At 64.2% G+C, this 13,766-nt stretch carries 16 protein-coding genes; 10 read left to right on the top strand and 6 right to left on the bottom strand.

Annotated features, from left to right (window positions below):
* Positions 1 to 36: 36 nt before the first annotated feature.
* The 5 genes from G9Q80_RS20940 to mdh form a co-directional block, all read right to left on the bottom strand.
* Complete coding sequence (locus G9Q80_RS20940) at positions 37 to 1,179, bottom strand: hypothetical protein (RefSeq protein ID WP_088715243.1); 1,143 nt, start codon at positions 1,177 to 1,179, stop codon at positions 37 to 39.
* Positions 1,180 to 1,222: 43 nt separating this feature from the next.
* A complete protein-coding gene (locus G9Q80_RS20935) occupies positions 1,223 to 2,101 on the bottom strand; it encodes a hypothetical protein (protein WP_088715244.1) in 879 nt (292 codons plus the stop codon).
* A gap of 164 nt (positions 2,102 to 2,265) precedes the next feature.
* The gene (locus tag G9Q80_RS20930) at positions 2,266 to 2,781 is read right to left on the bottom strand and encodes a hypothetical protein (protein ID WP_043136342.1); all 516 of its coding nucleotides are present in this window, start codon (positions 2,779 to 2,781) and stop codon (positions 2,266 to 2,268) included.
* A 10-nt stretch (positions 2,782 to 2,791) separates the two neighbouring features.
* Positions 2,792 to 3,985, bottom strand: a complete 1,194-nt coding sequence (gene sucC, locus G9Q80_RS20925; RefSeq protein ID WP_069209191.1) for an ADP-forming succinate--CoA ligase subunit beta — start codon at positions 3,983 to 3,985, stop codon at positions 2,792 to 2,794.
* Between the two features lie 278 nt (positions 3,986 to 4,263).
* The gene (gene mdh / locus G9Q80_RS20920; RefSeq protein WP_043136345.1) at positions 4,264 to 5,226 is read right to left on the bottom strand and encodes a malate dehydrogenase; all 963 of its coding nucleotides are present in this window, start codon (positions 5,224 to 5,226) and stop codon (positions 4,264 to 4,266) included.
* A 159-nt stretch (positions 5,227 to 5,385) separates the two neighbouring features.
* Between mdh and G9Q80_RS20915 the strand changes: the two genes are divergently transcribed.
* Positions 5,386 to 6,141: a sulfite exporter TauE/SafE family protein gene (locus G9Q80_RS20915; protein ID WP_043136347.1), complete on the top strand. Its 756-nt coding sequence runs from the start codon at positions 5,386 to 5,388 to the stop codon at positions 6,139 to 6,141.
* Between the two features lie 48 nt (positions 6,142 to 6,189).
* Here the strand turns inward: G9Q80_RS20915 and G9Q80_RS20910 are convergent, their stop codons facing one another.
* Positions 6,190 to 6,483, bottom strand: coding sequence for a hypothetical protein (locus tag G9Q80_RS20910; protein WP_088669745.1), 294 nt, complete (start codon positions 6,481 to 6,483; stop codon positions 6,190 to 6,192).
* Between the two features lie 346 nt (positions 6,484 to 6,829).
* On the opposite strand from G9Q80_RS20910, the gene G9Q80_RS20905 reads away from it, so the two are divergent.
* The 9 genes from G9Q80_RS20905 (at position 6,830) to G9Q80_RS20865 (ending at position 13,766) form a co-directional block, all read left to right on the top strand.
* Positions 6,830 to 7,678, top strand: coding sequence for an HpcH/HpaI aldolase/citrate lyase family protein (locus tag G9Q80_RS20905; protein ID WP_074621172.1), 849 nt, complete (start codon positions 6,830 to 6,832; stop codon positions 7,676 to 7,678).
* A gap of 36 nt (positions 7,679 to 7,714) precedes the next feature.
* Positions 7,715 to 8,260 (top strand): NnrU family protein, encoded by a 546-nt coding sequence (locus tag G9Q80_RS20900; RefSeq protein WP_088715245.1) that lies wholly within the window; start codon positions 7,715 to 7,717, stop codon positions 8,258 to 8,260.
* Positions 8,261 to 8,264: 4 nt separating this feature from the next.
* Positions 8,265 to 8,468, top strand: coding sequence for a DUF1737 domain-containing protein (locus tag G9Q80_RS20895; RefSeq protein WP_043136354.1), 204 nt, complete (start codon positions 8,265 to 8,267; stop codon positions 8,466 to 8,468).
* A 3-nt stretch (positions 8,469 to 8,471) separates the two neighbouring features.
* Positions 8,472 to 9,500 carry a MaoC family dehydratase gene (locus G9Q80_RS20890; protein WP_043136355.1) on the top strand — a complete coding sequence of 343 codons (1,029 nt, stop codon included), beginning with the start codon at positions 8,472 to 8,474 and terminating at the stop codon, positions 9,498 to 9,500.
* 136 nt (positions 9,501 to 9,636) lie between these two features.
* Positions 9,637 to 9,840 carry a hypothetical protein gene (locus tag G9Q80_RS20885; RefSeq protein WP_043136359.1) on the top strand — a complete coding sequence of 68 codons (204 nt, stop codon included), beginning with the start codon at positions 9,637 to 9,639 and terminating at the stop codon, positions 9,838 to 9,840.
* Between the two features lie 415 nt (positions 9,841 to 10,255).
* Positions 10,256 to 10,639, top strand: a complete 384-nt coding sequence (gene sdhC, locus G9Q80_RS20880) for a succinate dehydrogenase, cytochrome b556 subunit (RefSeq protein ID WP_043136362.1) — start codon at positions 10,256 to 10,258, stop codon at positions 10,637 to 10,639.
* 13 nt (positions 10,640 to 10,652) lie between these two features.
* Entirely contained in the window at positions 10,653 to 11,024 is a 372-nt protein-coding gene (gene sdhD, locus G9Q80_RS20875; RefSeq protein WP_088715246.1) for a succinate dehydrogenase, hydrophobic membrane anchor protein, read from the top strand.
* 79 nt (positions 11,025 to 11,103) lie between these two features.
* Entirely contained in the window at positions 11,104 to 12,906 is a 1,803-nt protein-coding gene (sdhA, locus tag G9Q80_RS20870; RefSeq protein ID WP_088715247.1) for a succinate dehydrogenase flavoprotein subunit, read from the top strand.
* Positions 12,906 to 13,766 carry a class I SAM-dependent methyltransferase gene (locus tag G9Q80_RS20865; protein WP_088715248.1) on the top strand — a complete coding sequence of 287 codons (861 nt, stop codon included), beginning with the start codon at positions 12,906 to 12,908 and terminating at the stop codon, positions 13,764 to 13,766. Before sdhA ends, G9Q80_RS20865 begins: the two co-directional genes overlap by 1 nt.

The following is a 13,766-nucleotide window of genomic DNA, read 5'->3' as shown; positions in this document are numbered from 1 at the left end:
TTGGGCCTGCAAGCAGGCGATGAAAGGGGCCGCTGGTCAGAAGGTCTCAATGTGGTCGACCTCCTGTCTTGCGGCGGCTTCGGTGCGTTTCGCCACCGTCATCTCGTCCCACCAGTCCAGCAGGACCTCGATGGCGACACGGGCGACGGCATCGGCCTCGTCGTCCGCCTCCTGCGCCTGTGGCGCGGGCAGCGGGCGCTCGGGGAACAGCGTCTCGCGCTCGGGGAAATAGGTTTCCAGGATCGCCTTCTCATGCGGGGCGTTGCGGCGGCGGATTTCCTGCGCCTGCTCCGGCGTCAGGCGCAGTTTCTCGCGGCCGGCGGCGGCCCCGTCCAGCGCCTGCACCAGGCGCGCGCGGAACCCGGCAGGCAGGCGATCCCCAAGTTCCGGCAGCAATTGGTTCATCCGGACAAGGAAGGGCACGGCCTCGGGCCAGTAGGCTTCGTTGCTGCGCTCCGAGATAGACAGCTCGGCCGGGTTCACACCGAAAAGGCCGAAGAAATCCTGCATCAGGTCGCCGCCGTCCAGGGTGCTGCGGTCGAACAGGCGCACGTGCAGGCGGTCGCGCCCGACATGGGCGGCCCAGCGGTCCAGCACCGTGCGGGTGTCGTAGAGCGCCGGGTTGGTCATGAATTCGTCCAGCGTGTGCGACACGCCCCCGCGCAGGGTCTGGGAATAGCGGCTCAGAATGCGGTCTTCCTGGCGGCGGATGTAGACGAGATAGGTCACTTCGTCGAACCGGGGTTCGATCAGCTCGCGCAGGATGCGGAACTGTTCATCCGTGCGCACGCTCAGCGACAGGTCCTCGCAGGACAACAGCACTGTGCCGGGTCCCTGCAGGTTGGCGACCTCGTTGATCGCGTTGTGCAGCCGTGCCGGGAAGCCCTGCACGAAGGCCGCGCGTTTTTCCGGTGTCTCCAGTGGCAGGCGGCGCGCAATGTATTGTGGCAGGTCATCGCCCGAGGCGAGCTGCACATAGGCCGACAACGAGATCTGCGCGTAGCGCTCGCCGTAGAGGTTCGGAAAGAACAGGCCGCGCGTCTTGAGCAGGCCCCAGTTGGCATGCAGCACGGATTGGATCGCGGTCGTGCCCGTCTTGGACAGGCCGATATGCACGACACAGCGCCGGGTCCCGTCGGAACGGGGGGCGAAGGGGCTCTGTGCGGCGGTTTCGGTCATCTTGCTGGCAGGCTCTTGTTCTGTGTCGTGTCTGTTATCGGATCTATTCTGCGGCCCAGGTCCGGAACTCGGCGCGCCGGTCGGCAAAGCAGTGCCCCTCGATCCAGGCCATTGTCTCGGCATTGCGGTTGGCAATGGCGCTGCGGGTCTCGGCGGAAAGGCTGGGCCGTTTCGGGGCGCGGGTCAGCGGCATCAGCCCGCGCAGCCCGTCCCGGAACGAGGTGTTGAGCCGCTTGGCGCGCGTTTCCATCACGCCGCTCGGCAGGCCCAGGACGCTCGCGAAGTCCTCGACCAGGCCACTGCCGCGCAGCCAGTCTTCGCGAAACAGCCGCACGTCCAGTGCCTCGGGGCCCACGGCCTGTTGCCACATGCCCAGGAGCCGGGCGAAGGGGGCCTGACCGACGCGCTTGGCGAATTCCGCCAGCGACTCGTCCTGGCCGCTTCTGCGCTTGTGATGGCCATAAAGGCTCACCAGCCAGGGTTCGGGGCGGCGGATATAGGCGACATAGCGGACGCGGCCGAACAGCGATGACAGCCAGTCGGCCAGGGCCTGCGTTGCGGCGGGGGTCATGTTCCGCCCCACCAGCGCCTCGCTCGATCCGACCCAGGTGTCGAAACCGCCCTTGGCCACCCTTGCCTCGAAGTCGCGGCGAAAGTCCTCTGCCACGCGGTCCTGGCTGGTGCGATCGGTGATGCCCAGAACGGCATTCATCGGGCGCGCGGGCACGTCCTCACCGGCCAGCGTGCAGGCCAGGACCTGCAACTGCGGATTGGTGCAGACGACGTCGTCACGCGGGTCCATCCGGCGATACCAGATGCCCTGGTCGGCCAATGCAGAGGCCTGATCGCCCAGCCATTGCTGCAGGGCGGTCGAGCCGCATTTGTTGAAGCCGATATGAAGGATGGCGTCGGGGCGGGACATGGGGACGGATCTACGAATTGGGACCGGGGGACATCCCCCATGCCCGGGTTGCGCTTTTGACGTTCCAGAGGACGGCCATTGCGGCGGTCTCCTTGCTCAGGTTCGGCAGGGGGGGCTGCCTTGTGTTCGGGGGCTGCGGGCGGGTGGTCCGCCCGCAGCCAGTGTCACGCGGCCCGTTGCCGGGCCTTGTTCGCGTAGTCGAGCACCTCGTTGCCGAAGTCGTCCAGGGACGTGCTCAACATGTTCCTGGTGTAGCCGATGCCGGCGTCCGGTCGGGACGTCACCATCTTGCTGAAGAACCGCACCCCGGCTGCCTTGTAGGCGTCCGGAGAAACCTGCAGCAGGACGGCATCCCAGCGCCCGTTGTTGGACTTCCCGATGGTGACGGACTGCAGGGCGGACCAGGGGATCTCGTTGCGAAACATCCGGGCGTCCCGAAAGCCGGTGGGCGTCAGGTGCAGGCCTTTCGGCCCGGCCAGGAGCAGGCGCAGTCCCATCAGGAACGGAACCGCGCCGACAACCATGAAGACCAGCCCCACGATCTGCAGGGCCTCCCGGTCGCTTCTGCCGCGCAGGCTCAGGATGTTCAGGGCAAGGCCCAAGCCGATAGCCAAGAGAACAAGGCCGAACAACAGCACATGAATGCCGATACCGGAGGTCTTGATGATCTTCGTTTCCATGACCGGAGGATCAGCCCTTGACCGCTTTCACGATCTTCTCGGCGCCGTCCTTGAGGTCATCCGCGGCGATCACGTCGAGGCCGGAGTTCGAGATGATCTCCTTGCCCTTCTCGACGTTGGTGCCTTCCAGGCGCACGACCAGCGGAACCTGCAGGCCCACTTCCTTCACCGCGGCGATCACGCCCTCGGCGATCACGTCACAGCGCATGATGCCGCCGAAGATGTTGACCAGGATGCCCTTCACGTTCGGGTCGCTGGTGATGATCTTGAACGCCTCGGTCACCTTCTCTTTGGTGGCGCCGCCACCGACGTCGAGGAAGTTGGCCGGTTCCGCGCCATACAGCTTGATGATGTCCATCGTGGCCATCGCAAGGCCCGCGCCGTTGACCATGCAGCCGATCTCGCCGTCCAGCGCGATGTAGTTCAGGTCGTACTTGGAGGCTTCCAGTTCCTTGGGATCCTCCTCGGTGGTGTCGCGCAGTTCGGCGATGTCGGCGTGGCGGTAGACCGCGTTGCCGTCAAAACCCATCTTGGCGTCGAGGCATTTCAGATCACCCGCGTCGGTCACGATCAGCGGGTTGATCTCCAGCATCTCCATGTCCTTCTCGATGAACAGCTTGTAGAGCGTGCCCATGAGCGCGACGCACTGCTTTACCTGCTTGCCGGTCAGGCCCAGGTTGAAGGCGATGCGGCGGCCGTGGAAGGCCTGGTAGCCGGTGGCCGGGTCGACGGAGAAGGACAGGATCTTTTCCGGGGTGCTCTCGGCCACTTCCTCGATGTCCATGCCACCCTCGGTCGAGGCGACGAAGGAGACGCGGCTGGTCTGGCGGTCGACGAGCAGGGCCAGGTACATCTCGGTCTCGATGCCCGAGCCGTCCTCGATGTAGATACGGTTGACCTGCTTGCCGGCGTCGCCGGTCTGCTTGGTCACCAGGGTGCGGCCCAGCATCCGCTTGGCCTCCATCTCGGCCTCTTCCACGGATTTGGCCAGGCGGACGCCGCCCTTCTCGCCGGCGTCGGCCTCCTTGAAGGAGCCCTTGCCGCGGCCGCCTGCGTGGATCTGTGCCTTGACGACCCAGAGCGGACCGTCCAGCGCGCCGGCGGCGGTCTTGGCTTCTTCGGCTTTCAGGACAACGCGGCCGTCCGAGACAGGCGCCCCGTAGCTGCGCAGGAGGGCCTTGGCCTGGTATTCGTGGATGTTCATGGGTCGTCTGTCCCCGTGTTGCTGCGGATTTTCCCTACCTAGGCAGTCTACGGGGTCGGTTAGAACCGATATTTTGCCGCATCGGCGAGATTGGGCCGGTTTTCCGACATTTGTGATCACAGCCCCGAAAGCTGTGATCACATATTCGCAAGCCCTTATGGGAAAGGTGATTCGCAGCGAGCGCTACCAGCCCCGGGCGACCGTCCAGGGGGCCGTCCGCAAAAGCAAAACGCCCGGGCGCTTGGCCCGGGCGTTTGGTTTTTCTGTTCGGACCTGGCTTACGCCAGCGAGCTGTCGATGCCCTTGCAGGCCTCGACCAGGCCCTGGACGGCCTTGACCGAGGTGTCGAACATTTCCTGCTCTTCCTTGGTCAGCTTGATGTTGACGATTTTCTCGATGCCGCCGGCACCGATCACGGTGGGCACGCCGACATACATGCCGTTCAGGCCGAAATCGCCATCGCAGTATGCCGCGCAGGGCAGGACGCGCTTCTGGTCCTTGAGATAGGCTTCGGCCATTTCGATGGCCGAAGTGGCCGGCGCGTAGAAGGCCGAGCCGGTCTTCAGCAGGCCGACGATCTCGGCGCCGCCGTCACGGGTGCGCTGCACGATGGCGTCCAGCTTGTCCTTGGTGGTCCAGCCCATGTCGATCAGGTCGGGCAGGGGGATGCCGGCAACGGTCGAGTAGCGGACCGAGGGCACCATCGTGTCGCCGTGGCCACCCAGAACGAAGGCGGTGACGTCCTTCATCGAGACGCCGAATTCCAGGCTCAGGAAGTGGCGGAAGCGGGCCGAATCCAGCACGCCTGCCATGCCGCAGACCTTGTTCGCGGGCAGGCCCGAGAACTGCTGCAGAGCCCAGACCATCGCGTCCAGCGGGTTGGTGATGCAGATCACAAAGGCGTTGGGTGCGTGTTCGGCGATGCCTTCGCCGACCGACTTCATGACCTTGAGGTTGATGCCCAGCAGGTCGTCGCGGCTCATGCCGGGCTTGCGCGGCACACCGGCGGTCACGATGCAGACGTCGGCGCCGGCAATGTCGGCGTAGTCCTGCGTGCCCTTCAGCGCGGCGTCGAAGCCTTCCGAGGGGCCGGACTCGGCGATATCGAGCGCCTTGCCCTCGGGCGTGCCCTCGGCGATGTCGAACAGGACGACGTCGCCCAGTTCCTTCATTGCTGCGAGGTGGGCAAGCGTGCCACCGATCTGTCCCGCGCCGATCAGGGCAATCTTGGGTCTGGCCATGAATTCATCTCCGCCTTGCGTGAATTTGGCGCTTTGCGTACGCGCAGACGCGCCGCTTCGCAAGGGTGCTGCGCTGCGGCGCTTGGTCCGGAGCCCTTGTAGATAGCGCTAAAGGCACGATAAGAACCTGTCACCGGGGAAAATTTCGCGGAGGCAAGCATGGAACTCTTCACGCCGTCCGTCTTCGCGGTGGCGATCCCGGCGGTGATCTTCGCGGGCATTTCCAAGGGCGGTTTCGGCTCTGGCGTGGCCTTTGCCAGCGCCTCGATTCTGGCGATTGTGCTGGACCCGGGCATCGCGCTGGGGCTGATGTTGCCGCTGCTGATGCTGATCGACGTGGCCAGCCTGCCGGCCTATTGGCGCAAGTGGGATTGGGCGGCGGCGCGGGTGCTGCTGATCGGGTCGATCCCCGGCACCATCCTTGGCGCGCTCTTCTATGCCTGGACCGACCCTGACGCGATCCGCCTGCTGATCGGGCTGGTGGCCTTGTTGTTCGTGGCCTGGCAGATGGCGCAGGCCACGGGGTTGGTTCGCCTGGGCGAAACGAAATTCGGTCCGGGCGTGGGCCTGGTCTCGGGTGTCGTGCTTGGCTTCACCAGTTTCGTCAGCCACGCGGGCGGGCCGGCGGCCTCGGTTTACCTGCTAGGGCAAAAACTGGGCAAGACCGCCTTCCAGTCGACGACTGTCCTGATCTTCTGGGCGGTGAACCTGTCGAAATCCGGCATCTATGCCGGCATGGGCATCTTCACCTGGGAAACGCTGAAACTGGATTTGGTCCTGATCCCTTTTGCGCTGCTTGGCACATGGCTGGGGGTCAAGGCGCATCACATGGTGCCCGAACGCCTGTTCTTCGGCATCGCTTACGTCGCGCTGACCCTGACCGGGGCAAAGCTGGTCTTCGATGCGCTGACCTGAACGGTCATGGAACCGGAACGTCCCGCTGGCCCCCGGTTCCCCGTGGCGTCACGCATCGTCCCCCTTGGGCGGCAGCGCCTCGGCCAGTTCCTCGAAAGATTGCCCGCTGGCCACGAGGCAGGTGATGCCGTTGGCCATCGTCACCGTGATCGTCCAGGAGCCGGATTCGATCGAGGCAAAGACCTCCATCACCGCGTTGTTGGCGCCCAGGCCCATGCTCTGCCGGGTTTCGCCGTACTTCGTGGCCAGGCGGTCGATCACCTGGTCGCGCGGGGCGCAATGGCGGAGGTCCTGCGCCTCGACGTAAGAGGCCGCGCCCAGCACAAGACCTGCCGAGAGCATCGCGAGCTTGATGTATTTCTCAGTCATAGTGTTACCTTTCGGCTGCGCGCCGGGCGGATGATGACGCGGCTTTGCCGCGCGCCCGGCACAGGGTAGGTCCCCTCGATCCCGGCGTGCCGTCCCTGTGGCCCGGCGCGCCTTGCCGCTTTGACGGCATGGGGATGATCGTCCACCCGGACCCGCTACAATCAGGTTAACGCAGCGTGCGTTGCGTCGATTCCGCCCCGCTTTCGGCGCCATTGTGCACCAAAATATACCGAATTGCTGCAATGCGGCGACTTCGGCCTTGAATAATCCCTCCAAAAATGCGCATTACCGCGCAACATTATTTCTCGAGGAGACTCAGATGGACCTGCGCGCACGCCCTTACCGCTCCGTTCTGTACATCCCCGGCTCCAAGGAGCGGGCGCTGGAAAAGGCCCGCGCCATGCCCATCGACGCCATCATCTTCGACCTCGAAGATGCTGTCGCGCCGGCCGAGAAACCTGCTGCCCGCGCGATCCTGGCCGAGGCGCTGACCCGCCCCTACGGCAACCGTACCCGCATCGTGCGCATCAACGGGTTCGACACGGAATGGGGCAAGGCCGACGCCAAGGCCGCCGCGGCGATGGACTGCGACGCCATCCTCTTGCCCAAGGTCGAATCCACTGCCCAGCTGGACGCCCTGGCAGAGCTGACGGACAAGCCGCTCTGGGCGATGATGGAAACGCCCGCCGGCATGTTGGCCGCGAACGAGATTGCCGCCCATCCCCGCCTGCAGGGCATGGTCATGGGCACCAACGATCTCGCCAAGGAGTTGAACTCGCGCTTCCGCGCGGACCGTCTGCCGATGCTGACCGGGCTCGGCCTTTGCGTTCTGGCCGCCAAGGCGCATGGCAAGGTCATCGTCGATGGCGTCTACAATGCCTTCAAGGATGACGCGGGGCTGCAGGAGGAATGCGCCCAGGGTCGCGACATGGGCATGGACGGCAAGACGCTGATCCACCCCGCCCAGGTCGACATCGCCAATGCCGCCTTTGCCCCCGGCACAGAGGAAATCGACCTGGCCCGCCGCCAGATCGACGCCTTTGAGGAGGCCGAGAAGGCAGGGCAGGGCGTTGCCGTGGTCGATGGCAAGATCGTCGAGAACCTGCATGTCGAGACCGCCCGCAAGACCCTCGCCAAGGCCGAGGCCATTGCGGCCCTGGCCGATTAACAGCAGGGTCCCGGCGAACAGCTAGGGAGACCAGCCATGTTTCTATTGATTCTCGGTGTCGCGCTCTGGTGGGCGGCGCATCTCTTCAAGCGGATTGCCCCCGGCCTCCGCGACCCGATGGGCGAAAAGGGCAAGGGCCTTGTCGCGCTGGCACTGCTTGTCAGCGTTGTCCTGATGATCTTCGGCTATCGAATGGCCGATGGTGCCTTCTTTTGGGGCCGTCACCCGGCGACCGTGGGCATCAACAACCTGCTGATCCTCGTCGCCATCTTCATGATGAGCCCGGCGCCGAAAAAGGGGAAGCTGCTGGCCGGGATGCGTCACCCGATGCTGACGGGCTTTTTCCTCTGGGCCGTTGCACACATCCTGGTGAACGGCGACGTGCCCAGCCTTGTCCTTTTCGGCGGCTTGGCCGTCTGGGCCATCGTCGAGATGATCGTCATCAACCGCGCCGTGCCGAACTGGACGCCGTCCAAGCCGGGACCGATCAAGAAAGACGTGATCTTCCTTGTCGCCTCGATCGTCCTCCTGATGGTGATCGGCTATGTCCACAAGTGGCTTGGCTACAACCCCTTCGGATAAGCTCATGAAACTTTATCGCTTTCTCTCCGAGGACGACACCTCGGCCTTTTGCCACAAGGTCACCGCCGCCCTGAACAAGGGCTGGGAACTTCACGGGGCGCCCACCTATGCCTTTGACGCCGCCAACGGCGTCATGCGCTGCGGTCAGGCGGTCGTGAAGGAGGTCGACGGCACCTATACCCCTGACACCAAGCTGGGAGATCACTGACACATGGCCAAGACCAATCCGGGCCGCTTCTTCGAAGACTACACCGTGGGCGAGGTCATCGATCACGCCGTGCCGCGCACCGTGTCCGGGGGAGAACGGGCGCTGTATCACGCGCTCTACCCGATGCGCCACGCGCTCTATTCCTCGGATGAATTCGCGCGGTCGTGCGGTCTGCCGGCGGCGCCGATCGACGATCTGGCCGCTTTCCACATCGTCTTCGGCAAGACGGTCCCGGATGTGTCGCTGAACGCCGTGGCGAACCTCGGCTATGCCGAGGGCCGCTGGCTGAAGCCGGTCTGGCCGGGTGACACAATCCGGTCGCAGTCCGAGGTGATCGGCCTCAAGCAGAACTCGAACGGGCGCACCGGTGTGGTCTACGTCCGCTCGCGCGGGCTGAACCAGCGCGGCGAAACGGTCATGGAATATGCCCGCTGGGTCATGCTGCGCAAACGCAACCTCGACGCGCCCGCGCCCGAGGCGGTGATCCCCGACCTCAAGAACAGCCTCGCACCAGAGGATCTGGTGATCCCCGAAGGTCTGGATTTCACCAGCTACGACTTCACCCTTGCGGGTGAAAAGCACCGGCTGTCCGACTACGAGATCGGCGAGACCATCGACCACGTCGACGGTGTCACCATCGAAGAAGCCGAACACATGATGGCCACGCGCCTGTGGCAGAACACCTCCAAGGTGCATTTCGACGTCACCGCACGGCCCGACCAGCGGCTGATCTATGGCGGGCACGTCATCTCGATGGCGCGGGCATTGTCCTTCAACGGTCTGGCCAATGCGCAGGTCATCGCAGGCCTGAACGGCGGCGCCCATGCCAACCCCTGCCTTGCGGGCAATACTGTCAAGGCCTGGTCCGAGGTGCTGGACAAGGCAGAGACCTCTGCCCCCGGTGTCGGCGCAATCCGGCTGCGTCTGGTGGCGACCAAGGGCGGCGCCCCGTTCGAGCTCAAGGGGCCAGATGGCAAATACCTGCCCGACGTGCTGCTTGACCTCGATTACTGGGCGCTGATGCCGGTCTGAGTCTGCTTCTCCCGGTCACGCCGGTGGCGGGGGGAAAGACCATACAGACCAAAGGCCAATGGAAGGAAATGTGACACCTGGAATAAAGCTTTGCGACATTGCGGCTGCTGTGCCGCCCGATCCGGAGAGCCTGTCCATGTCGTCATTCAAACTGCCCGAAGCCTCGCATGATCTGCTCGAGATTCCGCGTCAGGACATCCCGGCGGTGGTGCATGATCTGATCGGGCGCCGCAGCTTGTCGGCGCTGGTCCGCACCATCCACGGAGAACTTGCCTCGGAAGATCCCGGCCTGCGCCGCCAGGCGCGGATGGCCCTGGACCGGCTGGGCTTCCCCGAGTAACCTGCACTGGCCGTACAAGGGCAAGACGGGTCTTCATCCCGTCCTGCCTTGCGCGCCGATGCAGTCCGCTTTCTCATGTCGAACACGGGGCGGGCCCTCTTCCCCGGTACGCGGTCTTTGACTGGCGGTCAGTTTGTTCGCGTGCTGGCGGGCACCTTGTCGTCATCGCCATTGTCTGCGCCGACTATCCCGACCGAATCCGTCAAAAACTCTTTCGGGAGCCGACCAAACAATCGGCAGGGGAAGGCGTGTCACGTTAGCGCAAATATGTGATCACAGCCCGCGATTGCGTGATCACAAACTGCGCAAATCCGCCCGATTGCGCCAAAAAACCGCAGAAATCCCATACAGGGCCTCGTGACACGGCCCTTGAAAGCATTAAACAGAGAGCGACGGAACCGAAAGGACATCATTCATGGCCGACGTGAACCGGGGCAATCGCCCGCTCTCACCGCACCTGCAGGTCTACCGCCCCCAGCTTACATCGATCAGTTCGATCCTCACGCGCATCACCGGCAATGCCCTGTTGCTTGGCGCGCTGCTGGTGGTCTGGTGGTTCCTGGCCGCCGCCACTTCCGAAGCCTACTTTGCCACCGCCAACGCGGTCCTGACCTCCTGGTTCGGCGACCTCGTCATGCTCGGCTCTGTCTGGGCCATCTGGTATCACACGCTGGCCGGCGTGCGTCACCTGATCTGGGACGAGGCCAAGATGCTGCAGATGGACCAGGCAGAGATGCTGGGCTGGGCCGTCATCATCGGCTCTGTCGTCCTGACCCTTTTCACCATCATCGTCGTCTGAGGAGGCCCCCGAAATGGCATTTCTGACCGACCGCAAGCGCGCCGTTGGCTGGGGCGCGGCCAAGTCCGGCACAGCGCATCACTGGGCGATGAAGAAAAGCTCTGTCGCGCTGCTTATCCTGGTGCCGCTCTTCGTCTTTTCCTTCGGCGGCGCGCTTGGGGGCACCTACGAAGAGGTGACCGCCTATTTCGCGCGTCCCTTCCCGGCGATCATCGCGGCACTGACCATCCTGGTGGGCTTTCACCACTTCAACATGGGTGTGCAGGTGCTGATCGAGGACTACGTTCATGGCGCGATGGAAAAGATCCTGATCCTCGTCATGACCTGCCTCAGCTACGGCGCCGCCGCCGTCGGCCTCTTTGCCATCGCGCGCCTCGCGCTCTGAGGCGCCGGCAGCCCCGAATCGCCAGAGACGGCGCTCACACGGATCGCCGTCCCCCGCACAGATGAACAGGTAAACACCAATGGCAGCATACGAATACGAGACGCATGATTATGACGTCGTGGTTGTCGGGGCTGGCGGCGCGGGTCTGCGCGCCACGCTCGGCATGGCCGAACAGGGCCTGCGCACGGCCTGCGTGACCAAGGTTTTCCCGACCCGCTCGCACACCGTCGCAGCCCAGGGCGGCATCGCCGCCTCGCTGTCGAACATGGGGCCCGACAATTGGCAGTGGCACATGTACGACACCGTCAAGGGATCGGACTGGCTGGGTGACACGGACGCGATGGAATACCTCGCCCGCGAGGCGCCCAAGGCGGTCTACGAGCTTGAACACTACGGCGTGCCCTTCAGCCGCACCGAAGAGGGCAAGATCTACCAGCGTCCCTTTGGCGGCCACACCACCGAATTCGGTGAAGGCCCGCCCGTGCAGCGCACCTGCGCCGCCGCGGACCGCACCGGCCACGCCATCCTGCACACGCTCTATGGCCAGTCGCTCAAGAACAACGCCGAGTTCTACATCGAATATTTCGCCATCGACCTGCTGATGGAAGATGGCGAGTGCAAGGGCGTCCTCTGCTGGAAGCTCGACGATGGCACCTTCCACGTCTTCAACGCCAAGATGGTCGTGCTGGCCACCGGCGGTTACGGCCGTGCCTACTTCTCGGCCACCTCGGCCCATACCTGCACCGGTGACGGCGGCGGCATGGTGGCCCGCGCGGGTCTGCCGCTCCAGGACATGGAATTCGTCCAGTTCCACCCGACCGGCATCTACGGCTCGGGCTGCCTCATCACCGAGGGCGCACGGGGCGAGGGCGGCTACCTCACCAACTCCGAGGGCGAGCGGTTCATGGAACGCTACGCGCCGACCTACAAGGACCTCGCACCGCGCGACTATGTCAGCCGCTCGATGACGATGGAAATCCGTGAAGGCCGGGGTGTGGGTGCCGAAGGCGATCACATCCACCTCAACCTCAGCCACCTGCCCGCCGAGGCGCTGGCAGAGCGCCTGCCGGGGATCTCGGAATCCGCCAAGATCTTTGCCGGTGTCGATGTGACCAAGGAGCCGATCCCGGTCCTGCCCACCGTGCACTACAACATGGGCGGCATCCCGACGAACTACTGGGGCGAGGTGCTGAACCCGAGTGCCGATGATCCGACCGCCGTCGTGCCGGGCCTCATGGCCGTGGGCGAGGCGGGCTGTGCCTCGGTGCACGGGGCCAACCGTCTCGGCTCCAACTCGCTCATCGACCTCGTGGTGTTTGGCCGCGCCGCCGCGATCCGTGCCGGCAAGGTCGTGAACCCCGAAACCGCCGTGCCCGCAGCGCCGGTCTCCGAGATCGACAAGGCCTTCGACCGGTTCGACGGGATCCGCAACGCCAGCGGCACGGTGCCCACCGCCGAGCTGCGGCTGGAGATGCAGAAGACGATGCAGCGTGACGCCGCCGTCTTCCGTACCGCCAAGACGATGGCCGAAGGTGTCGAGGCTATGACAGCAATCGCCGCCAAGATGGACGACCTCAAGGTTACCGATCGCAGCCTGGTCTGGAACTCGGACCTGATGGAGACGCTTGAGCTGACCAACCTGATGCCCAACGCGCTGGCCACCATCGTCGGCGCAGAGGCCCGCAAGGAAAGCCGCGGCGCCCATGCGCACGAGGACTTCTCCGAGCGTGACGACGAAAACTGGCGCGTCCACAGCGTTGCCCGCGTCGAAGGCAACAAGGTGGACCTCAGCTATCGCCCGGTCATCGTCGATCCGCTGACCACCGAGGACGAAGGCGGCATCAGCCTGAAAAAGATCGCGCCCAAGGCAAGAACGTTCTGATGCGGTCCGGTCCAGAGATGAAGCTGTTCGGAGCGAAACAGAAGACCAAGGTAAAGATCGAGCCAATTGGCGCGGTGACTCCTTTGGGGCACCGTGCCACTGGCTTGGGCGACCGTTTGCCGGCAGAGGCGCGTGCCCGTGTCGAACCGGGCTTTCCGCTGGTGGACGGGCCGCACTATCATGATGTCCTGGCCGCGTTGCACGAGGTGCTGACACCTGACTGGTATCTCGAGATCGGGACGTTTCGGGGCGCCAGCCTATCGCTTTGCCCCGGAAAATTCGTGGCCATCGATCCCCAGTTCCTGCTGACTCATTTCAACTGGGCTGGGGCACCGCGCGGACACTTCTTTCAACAGACCTCTGACGATTTCTTTGCCGGCGATTTTCTGCATCGCAACGGCATCCAGCCTCAACTCGGGTTTCTGGACGGGATGCATCTGTTCGAATACCTGCTTCGGGATTTCATCAATTTCGAGCGCGTTGTGGCGCCCGGCGGCGCAGTTGTCCTGCATGATTGTCTGCCGGGAAATTCGCAGATGGAAGCGCGCGACCGCAATGTGGCCGGGGCGGGCGAACCTTGGACCGGCGATGTCTGGAAGGTCTTACAGATCCTTCTCGATCATCGCCTGGACCTGACCATCGACGTGGTGGACGCCTTTCCCACAGGGCTGGTGATTGTGCGCGGCCTTGACCCGGACAATGACACGCTGGCCCAGATCTATAACGACACCGTGGCCCGTCTCAAGGACGTGCCCCTGGCCGAATTTGGACCAAACAACTATTTCGACCGGTTCACAATCCAGAGCAGTCACAGCTTCCTCAAGGCGCTGACCGCACAGACATCAGAAAAAGGGACCTAA

The organism is Mameliella sp. LZ-28, from assembly GCF_012274245.1.
Classification (GTDB): domain Bacteria; phylum Pseudomonadota; class Alphaproteobacteria; order Rhodobacterales; family Rhodobacteraceae; genus Antarctobacter; species Antarctobacter albus.
The sequence above is the reverse complement of the archived record's forward strand: the minus strand, read 5'-3'. Positions and strand labels throughout refer to the sequence as shown.

What these genes read in the sequence shown, in the direction of transcription:
- G9Q80_RS20940 (WP_088715243.1), bottom strand. Translation starts at nt 1,179, where the DNA reads ATGACCGAAACCGCCGCACAGAGCCCCTTCGCCCCCCGTTCCGACGGG.
- G9Q80_RS20935 (WP_088715244.1), bottom strand. Translation starts at nt 2,101, where the DNA reads ATGTCCCGCCCCGACGCCATCCTTCATATCGGCTTCAACAAATGCGGC.
- G9Q80_RS20930 (WP_043136342.1), bottom strand. Translation starts at nt 2,781, where the DNA reads ATGGAAACGAAGATCATCAAGACCTCCGGTATCGGCATTCATGTGCTG.
- sucC (WP_069209191.1), bottom strand. Translation starts at nt 3,985, where the DNA reads ATGAACATCCACGAATACCAGGCCAAGGCCCTCCTGCGCAGCTACGGG.
- mdh (WP_043136345.1), bottom strand. Translation starts at nt 5,226, where the DNA reads ATGGCCAGACCCAAGATTGCCCTGATCGGCGCGGGACAGATCGGTGGC.
- G9Q80_RS20915 (WP_043136347.1), top strand. Translation starts at nt 5,386, where the DNA reads ATGGAACTCTTCACGCCGTCCGTCTTCGCGGTGGCGATCCCGGCGGTG.
- G9Q80_RS20910 (WP_088669745.1), bottom strand. Translation starts at nt 6,483, where the DNA reads ATGCTCTCGGCAGGTCTTGTGCTGGGCGCGGCCTCTTACGTCGAGGCG.
- G9Q80_RS20905 (WP_074621172.1), top strand. Translation starts at nt 6,830, where the DNA reads ATGGACCTGCGCGCACGCCCTTACCGCTCCGTTCTGTACATCCCCGGC.
- G9Q80_RS20900 (WP_088715245.1), top strand. Translation starts at nt 7,715, where the DNA reads ATGTTTCTATTGATTCTCGGTGTCGCGCTCTGGTGGGCGGCGCATCTC.
- G9Q80_RS20895 (WP_043136354.1), top strand. Translation starts at nt 8,265, where the DNA reads ATGAAACTTTATCGCTTTCTCTCCGAGGACGACACCTCGGCCTTTTGC.
- G9Q80_RS20890 (WP_043136355.1), top strand. Translation starts at nt 8,472, where the DNA reads ATGGCCAAGACCAATCCGGGCCGCTTCTTCGAAGACTACACCGTGGGC.
- G9Q80_RS20885 (WP_043136359.1), top strand. Translation starts at nt 9,637, where the DNA reads ATGTCGTCATTCAAACTGCCCGAAGCCTCGCATGATCTGCTCGAGATT.
- sdhC (WP_043136362.1), top strand. Translation starts at nt 10,256, where the DNA reads ATGGCCGACGTGAACCGGGGCAATCGCCCGCTCTCACCGCACCTGCAG.
- sdhD (WP_088715246.1), top strand. Translation starts at nt 10,653, where the DNA reads ATGGCATTTCTGACCGACCGCAAGCGCGCCGTTGGCTGGGGCGCGGCC.
- sdhA (WP_088715247.1), top strand. Translation starts at nt 11,104, where the DNA reads ATGGCAGCATACGAATACGAGACGCATGATTATGACGTCGTGGTTGTC.
- G9Q80_RS20865 (WP_088715248.1), top strand. Translation starts at nt 12,906, where the DNA reads ATGCGGTCCGGTCCAGAGATGAAGCTGTTCGGAGCGAAACAGAAGACC.